Below are 13,100 nucleotides of genomic sequence, written 5' to 3'. Positions count from 1 at the left end.
CAGGGAGCCAGAACACAAACTATTTATCGGTCTGGCAGGGGATGCCCTAACACGGCAAGACATAAGCTTTTTTTGTCAATTTGTGACAAAAAAAGTCAGCCCTTGCCCAAAAAAGGGTAGCCGTTATTTGTCATGGATTAGTGTTTGCCGAGGCTTTATCCTAAACGTGTCATCTAAAGGCCTATGTCCATTTATTCTCCCGGCAAAAAACGCCTTAAAAATAAGCAGGATGAAGGAAACGTGAAAAATTACCCGATTTTTTGATGGACCGGGTATAAATATTGCTTAAAAAGATCACGGCATGTAGTTTAAATAAACATTACCGTGATCTGATGCGGATGATGGGTAGGGTTAAGCAGATGGTCTAATCTCCCCTCCACCATTGAAAATGCTTGGGAAGCGCTTGTAAAAGCCGTTTTCACAATCATTTAAAGTTTTTATTTTAAACTTCCCAGGCGTAAGATTAACCCTCGGCTTGATTCACCACTTTCAATTTCAAGAGAACAATTATGGCTACTAAACTTTATTCTGCTATTACCAATTTTGCTACCCCTATTGATTTGACCGCCTCTACATTTAGCTTTGACCTTTCCGCTCAGAGCGCTTCTCTCATTACCAGTATTGTTGCGGGTGCTGGTGCTACGGATGTCATCATTACGATTGGCGGTCAAGCCGTTAATTTTACAGGCATTAAGGGTGGCGTTAACGGAATTTCCACTAGCTTGTTCTCATTCGCCGATGGCAGTAACTTGGTGGTTGGTGACGGTCTTGCCGCTACTACGGTTTCTGGGGTTTCGACTACGACCGATGCCGTCAGCGCCAACGTTTTGCTTAGCACGGACAATAACGATTATCTGTTCGGTGTGGGATCTAATAATACCGCCTCTTATGCTAATGCCAGTGCCGGAGTCACCGCTAGTTTGGGGTTAACGACAAGTAACCTTAGCGTGGCCGCGACTACCGATACTATCGCTGCCGGGTCAGACACGCTGCTTAATATCAAAAATATTATCGGTTCAAAATTCAACGACACCTTGACAGGCGATAGCAATGCGAACATCCTTACCGGCAACGGCGGGGTTGATACATTAATTGGCGGCGCAGGTAATGACACGTTTGTTGTTTCCACTTCAAATACCACTGTAACTGAAACGTCTACGGCTGCTGGCAACGGCACGGTCAAGTCCTCGGTAGATTTTATATTGACAGATATTAGCCATGTCAGCAATTTGATTTTGACAGGTGCTGCGGCCATCTATGGCACAGGCAGCACTGGGGCGAACACCATTACCGGTAACTCGGCCTCCAATGTATTGAACGATGGAGATACTGCAGGATCCACTAACGTCAATAATATGCTTGACAGTTTTGGTGGTAATGATACCTACATTGTTAACAGTGCCAATGATACTATTACCGACGTGGGCGGTATCGATCAAGTTAATAGCTATGTTGCCTCTTATTCCTTAGTGGCGGCATCAGGCGTAGAAAACTTGGTTTTGGTGGGCAGTACCGCACAAGCCGGTATAGGCAACGACTTGAGTAACAAAATTGTCGGTAACGGCGGTGGTGATACCTTGAATGGTGGTGCAGGCAACGACACCCTGACTGAAGCCGGAAAAACAGGAAATAACACCCTAATCAGTGGCGGTGGCACAATTACGGGTACGGATGTCTTAATTGGCGGCTTAGGTAACGATACGTTGATAGCAGGTATCGGGGCAACTGCGGCTATCGCCAAATTTGTGGGTGATACCAATGCAGTCACTATGACGGGTGGGCTGGGTAATGATACTTACTATGTCAATTATTCAAAAGTGGCCATCAATGAAGCAGTCAATGCCTTATATACTAGCGATACGGTCATTAGCACGGTCAGTTACGCCCTGAATGATGCCAGTAGCGCAGGTGTTGACAATATGATTATCCATAACACCAACACGACTGGGATTTCCGTTACCGGCAATGCCCAAAATAATACTATCAGCGTCGATTTGACAACGGGCTTTACGGCCAACAATACCTTGATCGGTGGCAATGGCGCGGACACGCTGACTGGCGGTGCGGGTAATGATAAGCTGTACGACAGCACTTCCGCGACAGTGGCCGATGTTATAGCCTCCGGCCATAACACGATGACTGGCGGTGCGGGCAATGACACTTTTTACGTCACTAATAGCAACGATATTATTGTCGGCAACGCGACTAGCTTAGTTAGCAGTATCGTATCCTACGATTTAAGCGCCAACGCTTCCGGTGGCATTACTCAGCTTACCCTGACCGGAACCGCTGCCGTTAATGCGACGGCAAATAATTCTGGCGATATTTTGATAGGCAATAGCGGCAACAATACCCTGACTGGTGGTAGCGGTGATGATACCTTAACGGATATTTTGGGTGGCAATAACATACTGATCGGCGGCTTAGGTGCCAACACTTTAAAGGCCGGCGTGGGTAATGACACTTTGTATGACAGCAGTGACAAGAATACGTCCAATAGCAGTATTTCATCGCTGACGGGTGGTGCGGGCAATGACACTTATTATGTCACCAACACAAGTGATACGATTACCGAGTTATCTGCTGGCGGCACTGACGTGGTCAGCACGATTGTTAACTACACCTTGTCGGCTCAAATTGAAAACCTGATCCTGGCCGGATCTAGTGCTGTTATAGGCCAAGGCAATACGCTAAACAATGCCATTACTGTGGCTAACACCAGTAACGACACGCTGATTGGCGATGCGGGTGTGGACACTCTGAAAGGCGGTACGGGTAATGATACGCTAATCTCCGGCTTGGTCAGCGATACTGCGGCGGACACTTCTGCTGACCTGCTGGCGGGTGATTTTGGTAATGACACTTATGTTATCAACAGCACTAGTGATGTGATCACCGAAGCCACTAGTGCCGGTACTGATCTGGTATTTGTGAATGTTTCCGCTAACGGAACTCCTGCCGTGGTGGGTACTTATCTGCTGGCGGCTAATGTCGAAAACATGGTCTTAGGAACAACTGGCGGTACGGCGGTGCTGAACAATTCAGGTGTGGGTTCTGGGATTGATGCGACAACTGCCGCAGGTAATGTCTCAGATGTAGCCAGCACCAACGCAATTAATGCGACAGGTAATGTGTTAGACAACTACATCGCCGGCAATGCGGGAGCTAATATTATTTACGGCGGTTCGGGTGCCGACCATTTATATGGTGGCGCAGGTAATGATACTTTGTATGACGGCATCAGTGCTACAGTAGCCGATATCTTTCCGGCGAATACTAGTGCTGCCTTCTTTAACACAATGGATGGGGGCAACGGTTCGGACACTTACTATGTCACTGTCACCAATGATGTGATTAGCGATACCGGCACTACGGGTACCGATGTAGTTAACAGTATGGTAACTTATGTGCTTGCCGCAGGTGATGGTGTTGAAACCCTCAACTTGACCGGAACCTCCGCTATTAACGCTACCGGTAACGCTGCCGGCAATACATTGCAAGGCAATGGTGCCGTCAATACCATCACAGGTGGGGCGGGTAATGACACGATCAATGGCGGTGCGGGTAAGGATACATTGATCAGCGGCGGCGGAACTGACACATTTGCCTTTAGTTTGGCAAGCGATTCATCGGCCGTCAGTTTTGATCAGATACAAGGTTTTACCGCAGGTGACAAAATTAACATCAGCGGTCTGGGTGGTGCTACCGTTATGTCTTGGGGGGGGGCTGCCAGTGGCGCTATCCCTACCACGCTAGGGGCGTTTACCGTACAGTATTACACTTTAGGGCCTGATACCTTTATTATTGCCAATGATACCTCCGCTACCGGTGGCATTGACTTTAAAGTAGATCTGGTTGGTTTCACGGGTGTCTTGGCAGCTACCGACTTTGTCTTATAAGCCCTAAGTCAAAGGCAATATTCACCTAAGCCCTTTTTGGGTGTGACAATAAACCTCCATTTGGGTAACCGAATGGAGGTTTTTGCCTTGTGGCAGACAGTTACCGGAACGGCGCATTTACAAATGCTTGGCAATCTCTATAATAAATGATAAGGGGCTAGTGTTAACTAGCCTGGGCAACCCAAGATATTTGTCTCGTTGCCGTATCCCTCTATTGGTTTTATCTGGCAGTTTCCTTTTTTGAGATTCTAACTATGGCTTCTTACGATTTTTTAACTTTAGCTAGCACTGGCACCGTCCCTAGCCAAGTGTTTCTTACCCTTGACACTTTAACGTTTGGCGGTAGCATCCGTGCGGCGGATTTGACGATCAACACTGCTAACGGTGCTACGACGATTTCCTATACGAGTGGCGGCACCACCGTCTCTTTAAAATTAATAGGAAGCACAGCGGCATCGAGTTTTCTGAATACCCAAATAGCCTCGACCAATTTTATTTTTAACGATGGCAGTAAGATACTAATCGGTGACGGCAGCACTTCGACGGCTAATGACAGTATGAATAATACGCTGACCGGGACTGAATATAATGATTATATGGATGGGGCAGGCGGCATTGATACCGTGAGTTATGCAACTGCCGCTTATGGCGTAACGGTTGACTTAAGCACCACCGTCGGCACCACCGATGGGGCGGCGGGTAACGATAAGCTGCTCAATATGGATAATATCATCGGCTCGGCCTATAACGATGTGTTGATTGGCTTGGCGACGGTCGGCAGTACCATTGATGGTGGCTTAGGGGCTGACATTATGAAAGGCGGCACAGGCAATGACACATTTTATGTCACGGCTGGCGATACCGTTACCGATTCGGGCGGGACTGATACTATCATCACCAGCGTCGATTACTATACCTTGCCGACGAATATCGAAAATCTGGTGTTGGTCGGCGGTACTTATGCGACGGGTAACAGTGCCGCCAATACCATGACGGGCAATACGGGCAATAATACCTTAGATGGTTCGGCTGGTGCAGACACGCTGATCGGCGGGTTGGGTAATGACACTTATATCGTCGATAATGTCGGCGATGTTGTCAGTGAGCTCTTTAGTCAAGGCACGGATCTGATTATCAGCTCGGTCAGCATTACGGCCTTGGCGACGTATGTTGAAAACCTGCAACTGGCCTATGGTACGGCGGCGATCAATGGCACGGGTAATGCGTTGGATAATATCATTTATGCCAATAAAGGCAATAATGTGATGGATGGCGGCACCAATAGCATTGTAGGCGATACCCTGTCTTACCGCTATGGGGCCAGCAGCGGGGTAACAATTAATTTGGGATTGACCACTGCGCAAGTGACAGGCGGCTCCGGCACCGATACGGTAACAGGTTTTGAAAATCTGACGGGCAGTATTTATAACGATACCTTAACGGGCGGTAGCGGTGTCAATATTATTGATGGCGGTGCCGGCAATGATACGCTGATCGGTGGGGCAGGTGCCGATAGCTTGATTGGCGGTCTGGGGGATGATACCTATGTGCTTGACAATGCCAGTGATACGGTTACGGAGCTGGGCGGCCAAGGCAATGATACCATCCAAGTAAACGTCAGTTATTCGCTTGTAAACTCACCCAATATAGAAAATATCACTTTAACAGGCAGCGGATCTATAACGGCGACAGGCAATTCGTTGGCGAATATTCTCAGAGGCCAAAGCACTGGGATTAATACCCTTGTCGGTGGCACCAATAATGACAGCTATTATGTCAGCAAACAGACTGATGTGATCAATGAAAACGCCAATGAAGGCACAGATACGGTGTTTGCCAGCAGTAATTACAGCATTGCCAATTTTATTAATGTCGAAAATTTGACCATGACTGCGGCAGGTTTGACGGGTACGGGCAATAGCGGTGCCAATACGCTGACCGCCAACGCGACGGGCGGCGACATCTTATACGGCATGGATGGTGTCGACCATTTATATGGCGGTGCAGGCAATGATACCTTAGATGGTGGTACGGGTGGTGACACTATGGTGGGCGGTAAAGGTAATGACAGTTATTTTGTGGATTCCACGGCTGATGTAGTTACCGAAAACCTGAACGAAGGCACGGATACGGTAACCCTGACCAGTAATATTACCTATACCTTGGCTTCTAACGTCGAAAATCTGATTTTGGGGGCTGCGGTTCTGACTGCTTCTGCGCTGGGCAATACCCTGAACAATACCATAACGGGTAATGACAGCAATAATGTCATCGACGGCAGCATCGGTGCCGACACTATGTTCGGAGGCTTGGGTAACGATTCTTATTATGTCGATAATGTTGGCGATACGGTTACCGAAGCCGCCAGTGCCGGTACGGATACGGTGTATTCAACCGCCATTAGCTTTACCTTGGGGGCCAATGTCGAAAATCTGGTCTTGAACGGCTCTAACGGCATTTCGGGTACCGGTAATGCGTTGGATAACAATCTTAATGGCAATACCGGCGGTAATGTCTTATCAGGCGGTGACGGCAATGATATTATTGATGGCGGCTTAGGTGCCGATACCATGATCGGCGGTTTGGGTAATGACACCTATTATGTCGATAACATTGCCGATACGGTAAGTGAATTGAGCGGTCAAGGTACGGATACCGTGATATCCACTGCCACCTATGCGCTGAACGATACCGCCAGTGTCGGCGTGGAAAACTTGACCCTAGCCGGAACTAACGCTATTAACGGTTCGGGCAATTCGTTAGCTAATACCATTATCGGCAATTCGGCATCGAATATTTTGGACGGCAATGGCGGCAAAGACATCCTGACAGGCGGCGGCGGCAAAGATTACTTCACCTTTACTGGTTTGACCGAAACGAGCGCCACGTCAACCTCAACCGATGTCATTACCGATTTTAAGCAATCGGATACAGATATTATTGACTTGACGGTAGACTTTAGCGGTGTCGCACCAACATTATTGACGACCCGTGGGGCGGCTTTTGCCAGTTCGACGGTAGGGGAGTTAAGGTATGTCACTTCTGGCTCCGATACGGTTATCTATGGCCATACGACCGGCCATACGACCGTCGATTTCAGTATTGTTTTGACGGGCAATACCTCGACTGTGTTTGCGTTGAGCGACTTTAAGTTTAACTAATGCGGCCAGTATAGCGGCTTATATTATCCATTTGGCCTTTCAGGTGCTACAGCCTGGAAGGCCTTTGGTGTCCCGATAGACGATTCAAGCTTTAACCCTCATGATAGGATCGTCGCTCCCTCCTGCATAAATTACCGCCCCTTAAGCCATAAACTAATCAACTGTCTCCGTAATGGCTAACATCACCCGGCTAGACCTAATCCCGCTTACTGTTATGCCAATAGGTTTAAAATGCGGCCTGATAGTTAAGCGGCGGCTTTAGTGACCTGCCAACATGTATAAAACCATCGACCTTTTTGCCGGGATCGGCGGTATCCGTTTGGGCTTTGCCGCTTATGGGTGTGAGACGGTGTTTTCTTCCGAGTGGGATAAAGATGCCCAGAAAATGTATGAGGCCAATTTTGGCGAGAAGCCGCATGGCGACATTAATCTGATTACCCCTGACGATATTCCCGACCATGATATTTTGTTGGCGGGATTTCCTTGCCAGCCGTTCAGTATTGCGGGCAAGGGCTTGGGGTTTGCCGATACCCGTGGCACGTTGTTTTTTAATATTGAAGCGATTTTAAAAGCTAAACGCCCGGCGGCATTTTTATTGGAAAATGTCCGGCGCTTAACGACCCATGACCAAGGGCGGACGTTTAGGGTGATTCTGGCAACGCTACAGGCGTTGGGGTATACGGTTTACCATAAAATCATCAATGCCTTGGATTTTGGTGTGCCGCAAAAGCGCGAGCGTATTTATATTGTCGGGTTTTTACAGCCGTTGGCGTTTGGTTTTCCTCAGCCCTTGGGCTATTATCGGCCTTTGGCGGAACTGCTGGAGCCAGAGGCCGACATCCCCGCCTGTTATTTTGTCTCCGAGCATATCCGGCGGCAGCGTTTTGCCTTAGTTAAGGGTACGCCGCCGTATCCGTCAATCTGGCATCAAAATATCGGCGGCAATATCTCGGCGTTACCGTATTCCTGCGCGTTACGCGCGGGCGGCAGTTATAACTATTTGGTGGTGAACGGTGTGCGGCGCTTAACGGCGCGGGAGATGTTGCGGTTACAGGGCTTTCCTGAAGATTTTACGATTAATTTGCCGTATTCGGGGCTGCGCAAAGTGGCGGGCAATTCGGTGTCGGTGCCGGTGATCAAGGCGATTGCGGGGGAGATGCTGAGGGCTTTGCAGGGGAGTTAGGTGAGGGTAGGTTCCCCCGCTAATTTATTGGCGGTGACGAGGCGTGTGGGAAAGAGGAAACGTTGCCGCTCATGATATGATAGGCGTTTATTTTACCTATAAATGACAGGATAACGATGCACTCACTTTATACACAGGAGCTTTATCAAGCTCTGGAATATGCCAGAAGCCAGGATCAGGAGAGCGGCAAGCGCACGATGATTCAGATGGAGATTGACCAACCGATGTTTTTCCAAACGGTGTTCAAAACTTTTCCGTCGATTATTGCCGAACGCAATGAAGATATGGCGAATTTGTTTATGGATTTATGTTTTGATGTCGCTTGCGTTTACAAGAAAGTGTTCGGGGCGATGCCGAAGTTTAAGGATGACCCGACCTGGATGGAGCGTCAGGCGGGCTTGTTGGATAAGGAGTTGAAGCCGTTGATGGAAGGCCGTTTTGTCAATGACAAGCGCAGCCAAAAGATGAAGGAAGATTTTTTTAAGCCCAAGGCTAACGAAATAGCGCAAAATGCCTTGTTGCAATTTTTAAACGAAGGCGTTGACGATTTGGCGGCTGACACGCAAAGTGATGACAGTACAGTGGATTTGACTAAAACCATGTTGTTTGTGGTGGTGCGCCTGTTTACGAATTTGTATTCAAAACCGACTTTGCAGTAAGCGCTTGGCTTTGGCAGACGGTGATTTTTTAATAGACCTATAATAATTAAAATAAAGACTTATGATTGATAAAGACTTATTGAGCAACCTTGAAGGGAGTTTGGCGAACTGTTTGGCTTCTATTGTTGACGAAGACAGCCATCTGGGCATTGATGAGATCCGTGGCCTGTTCTTCGCGCAGATGATTACACCGAATAAAAGCAACCCCTTAGTCTGGTTGTCGGCGTTGTTTTACGGTGAGCGTCCGCCTTTGACCGAAGACCAGATCAATGGTTTGGACGCGACGGCGGCCTCGGTACATGAGGCGTACCATGAGCTGTTTGTCAATAATCAATTGGTGTTCCCTTACGATTTTGAGCAGTTAGATGAAGCGATGGCGGAATCGGCATTCGGTTGGTGCCAAGGCTTTTATATCGGCCTGTTGATTAATGAAGAGTTCTGGTTGGGCAAGAAAGGCGAGCGCTTACGCGCGGGCGATCAGGACTTGTTGGCGGTACGCAATAGCGCGAAGCTGTTTGTCTGTATGGTCACTAAGGATTTCAGTAACTTTGATCCGTTGAAAGTCGCTGAGCTGAAAAAGCTGATTGTTGAACAAGGCCAAGAGCCTAACGACGATATGCTGGCCGCGTCGCTGTTCCCGAATGTGCCGATTGCCGTTAATACCTTGCAGTTGTATGGTACTAAGGTGATGGTGGCGAAGGCGGCGAAAACCGCACCGGTGGTCAGTGCGGTGAAGCTGGGGCGGAATGAGCCTTGCCATTGTGGTAGTGGTAAGAAGTTTAAGAAATGCTGCGGGGCAGCGTAAGGCGTTAGTGGCGGTAAAGGGTCGGGCAATGGCTTTTGCTGGCCCGGCCTTGGCTTTGCCTTTCTTTGGGTTGGCTAGTTAAGCAGGGGTACGGTATGAAAATGTCTGCGATGTGGGTGTTGCTGGTGTGTTTGTCCGGTTGTGACAATGCCGAGGAAGGGGTTAACAGCCCAGCGGCAGGACAAGAATCGGCAAGGGCAGCTAAGGCGGTTGAGCCGAAACTGTCAGCGCGGTCAGAGCCTGCCGCTAATCCCCAGTATGATGCCCAAGATGCGGCGGAGGATTTGGATGCGACGGGTAAGCCCGCCCAAGCCGTCCCTGATAGGGATGCCGAAACGTATGACACTGATGCGGGTAGTGTGCCTAACCCGGAAGCGGGCGATCCGGTTGACCGCGAATAGGCAGCCAATGCTTAAAACCCAGTACGGTGTACTGCCAAGGACGTTTAGAAGCGGGCTACGCCCGCTTCATGCTTAAGCTTTGCTGGCGAGTTCTACAAGTGGCCAAGGCTACAAGCCGCTTATGGTTCGACAGGAGTTCCACGAACGGCTTTTTGACGTTGGCATCGCTTGCCTTTTGGGCTTTAAGCCTCTTGTCAGATGTTAGACCGCGATTAACATCCTACCTCAGATTTCCGCGAATAAAACCACATCTGATAAATGCTGATGACGATCTGCATTCCCATAGAAATCCCCATAAGCGTTCCGCTGATAACCACTACATAGGCAAATGAGGGGGTGGATTTAGTGATGAACCAAGACACCACGTCCAAGAGCATGGCGGCAAAGGGGATCACAACGGCGATGCGTTTGAGATACATGTTGATGTCGCACAATAAAAATATTTTGCCGATAAAAAATAAGATAAAGGCGATGCCAAACAGATGGATGTGCGAGACGCGTACTAAAGTCGGTATGGTGGCGCCGCCGCCGTGGGCAACTTCCGCTACGCCTTTGTAGTTAGTCAAATCGGGTAGGGTAGGGTTGATGCTGGGCGTATGGCAAATGACGCAATCGCGGTTTAAGATGGGGGCAATTTTATCGGTGTACTCAGGTTCTTCTGCGCCCGCCCTAATCCATTCTTCAATCACTTGTCCGTCGGACGCATATCTCAGATTGGGCTTCATAATGCCTTTGATTGCCGTGCCTAAACGGGTTTGGGTGGTGGAGCCGTGGTAACTGATAACAACATCTTCTATCGATAGCCCCGCTTTGCCGTCCAGGCCTTGGTGGGTGTAATACAGGTTAGCCAGGGCCGCCAGATAACCGAGGCCGATGGTGAGCAGGAAAACGGTATTTAAAATACGTTCACTGACGGAAATGTCTTTAAAGCGTCGGAAGCGTTCTGGAGCCATGGTAATGCCTGAAGGGAAAGAAGGGGGTTAGATGGGGGTAGCTAGCAACTTTGATGGGGCGCGGGGCGATTGGTTCCTGTGCTAGTGCCTGCGTCTGGTTTTGGGTTACGCGCTTATGGGTTTTATAAAACGGGGTAACGGGCTTGGTGTCTGGGCGTATTTTTCAACACTGCGAAAAATACGCCCCAAAGGTTTTTTGATTGGGCAGCGTATGCTTGCCGCTCAGGGTCCAGTGCTTAAAAAGCCAACCAGCCATTCACCATAAAGGTATTGTTGCCGTTGACATATTGGCTGGTGCCGTCAAATTGCGAATAGCCGATATATTGTAAGCTGGTGCGTAAGTTTAGCCAGGGGTTTAACAGCGATTTAGCTTTACCAAACGGCACATAGACCAGTTCGGCGGTGAAGTATTCGCTGTTAGGCTTATAGGAGGCAAAGTCAGGGTAAACATTGCTGTTGCGTGAGCCGGTGAGTTTGTTATAGGCAAAGGTTACGCCATAAGTTTGGTCAAAGGTATAGGCTGCGTTGAATTTAAAGGTGTTAAGCCCCGTGCTGCCCGTACCGCCCGTCCGGCTGACCGCGAAGTTTTGGTCTTCGTAGATGTAGGTCGTTTTGGCTTCAAAAATATGCTTAGGATTGGCCATATATTGGTAAGTGGCATCAAAGGCGACATCCGTATAATGGTCAGCGCCGCTGCTGGGAGTGCCGAACGAATTGGGCAATAACACATCCGCGCTCATGCCGTAGTGGCCGACGGCAAAAAAGTGGCCTTTGGTGTCGTATTGCAAGGCGGTACGCCAGTAGGGCGCGGGGCCGTCCAGTTTGATGTAGGAGTCGCTTAACACACCTGCCCACCCGCGTTGCAAGTTTCTGGAGAACGAATCATAGGCACCGACTTCCAAATAGACCAGGTTGTTAATCATGGTGTAAGCGGTCGCGCCGCCCACTTGGGCTGTGCCTAAGCCGCCGTCAATCAATGCGGCAGTGGCTATGCCGGGTTGTACGCCAGACCCTGTGTAAGGGAAGCCCCACGCCGGGGTGGTATTCCATAAGTCTTGTACGGTTGGGCTGTTGTTTAATGAGATACCGTAAGTTACTGGGGTATCGGCGATTTCGGTTTGATCCGCAAAACGGAAATCGGCATTATCCCAGGCAACGCTATCGGCATAACCATCATAAGTGAATTGGCTAAACGCGCCGACTTTGTCAAAAATCCGTCCGGCGTAGAATAATGAGGCTTCGTCAAAGGTGAAGTTATTGTTTTTGCTGTAACCCGGTTGTAGATTAGCCGGATCTTGGGCTTTGTCAGTATGGGTTAAGGAGCCGACTATCATCGCGCTGATGGGGGGCAATTTGGCATTGGGGCCACTGCCGCCCGTCATGGTATAGCCGCCGAGCTTAAAATCCCGCCCGACCGGGGTCAGATTGGGGCCAAAAGATTGGGTATGGCATTGGCTGCATGACATGCCGGTCTGTCTGGAAAAGCTCGGTACCGCTTTAGCATCGCTGATACTGAGGACAATCGCCGACATCATTACCAGCCACGCGGCCAATAGCGGTTGTGGCCGTAGGGGGGATTTAAGTGTGTTTTGCATAATATAGCCTTAAGTAGGAGGAATAAGCGAAATACTGTTGAGTTAATCCCCCCATACGCCGACAAGTTCAGTGGTGCTGGCCTTGGTTCCGCTCACCTGCCTATAGGCCGCTTTTGTGATGATCTTTGCAAGCGGGCATGAATGGAATGGGCTTGCGTCAGGTGTTGTGGGGATAATACGATACCCACCTAAAAGCATTAACTATGCCGTTTTTATAACATATTGATATATAATTATTTTTTTGCATTTTTTCGGTTAGGTCATAATAAAGTCTGCAAAATAAGTAGGGTTTTTAAGGTTTGATTGACGATTATTGCAGGGTCGTTGGGATAGGCATATAAAATGCCTGTTCTGGCAGGGTTAGGTTGTGCTGTGCCTAGCTTAGTCATAGTGGCTGCCGGTAAGTCAGCAGAGCTATTGAAAATTTGTCCAATACGCTATTTT

At 48.9% G+C, this 13,100-nt stretch carries 8 protein-coding genes; 6 read left to right on the top strand and 2 right to left on the bottom strand.

The annotated features are described in order from the left end of the window. Nucleotides 1-509: 509 nt before the first annotated feature. The 6 genes from CEK71_RS09555 (at nt 510) to CEK71_RS09530 (ending at nt 10,108) form a co-directional block, all read left to right on the top strand. Nucleotides 510-3,899, top strand: a complete 3,390-nt coding sequence (locus CEK71_RS09555; RefSeq protein ID WP_088619174.1) for a beta strand repeat-containing protein — start codon at nt 510-512, stop codon at nt 3,897-3,899. A gap of 254 nt (nt 3,900-4,153) precedes the next feature. Next, a complete protein-coding gene (locus tag CEK71_RS09550; protein WP_088619173.1) occupies nt 4,154-7,060 on the top strand; it encodes a beta strand repeat-containing protein in 2,907 nt (968 codons plus the stop codon). 274 nt (nt 7,061-7,334) lie between these two features. Next, nucleotides 7,335-8,243: a DNA cytosine methyltransferase gene (gene dcm, locus CEK71_RS09545; protein ID WP_088619172.1), complete on the top strand. Its 909-nt coding sequence runs from the start codon at nt 7,335-7,337 to the stop codon at nt 8,241-8,243. 116 nt (nt 8,244-8,359) lie between these two features. Then, nucleotides 8,360-8,902, top strand: coding sequence for a hypothetical protein (locus CEK71_RS09540; protein ID WP_103974154.1), 543 nt, complete (start codon nt 8,360-8,362; stop codon nt 8,900-8,902). Between the two features lie 61 nt (nt 8,903-8,963). Beyond that, nucleotides 8,964-9,707, top strand: a complete 744-nt coding sequence (locus CEK71_RS23145) for a YecA/YgfB family protein (RefSeq protein ID WP_198328532.1) — start codon at nt 8,964-8,966, stop codon at nt 9,705-9,707. A gap of 95 nt (nt 9,708-9,802) precedes the next feature. After that, on the top strand, nt 9,803-10,108 hold the full coding sequence (locus CEK71_RS09530) for a hypothetical protein (protein ID WP_088619170.1): 306 nt from the start codon (nt 9,803-9,805) through the stop codon (nt 10,106-10,108). 212 nt (nt 10,109-10,320) lie between these two features. Here the strand turns inward: CEK71_RS09530 and CEK71_RS09525 are convergent, their stop codons facing one another. Together CEK71_RS09525 and CEK71_RS09520 are read right to left on the bottom strand one after the other, a co-directional pair. After that, the gene (locus tag CEK71_RS09525) at nt 10,321-11,061 is read right to left on the bottom strand and encodes a hypothetical protein (protein WP_088619169.1); all 741 of its coding nucleotides are present in this window, start codon (nt 11,059-11,061) and stop codon (nt 10,321-10,323) included. A gap of 236 nt (nt 11,062-11,297) precedes the next feature. Beyond that, nucleotides 11,298-12,656, bottom strand: a complete 1,359-nt coding sequence (locus CEK71_RS09520; RefSeq protein WP_088619168.1) for a cytochrome C — start codon at nt 12,654-12,656, stop codon at nt 11,298-11,300. Nucleotides 12,657-13,100 lie beyond the last annotated feature (444 nt).

The sequence above is a fragment of the Methylovulum psychrotolerans genome, assembly GCF_002209385.1.
Classification (GTDB): domain Bacteria; phylum Pseudomonadota; class Gammaproteobacteria; order Methylococcales; family Methylomonadaceae; genus Methylovulum; species Methylovulum psychrotolerans.
This window is presented reverse-complemented; position numbering and strand designations above follow the sequence as displayed.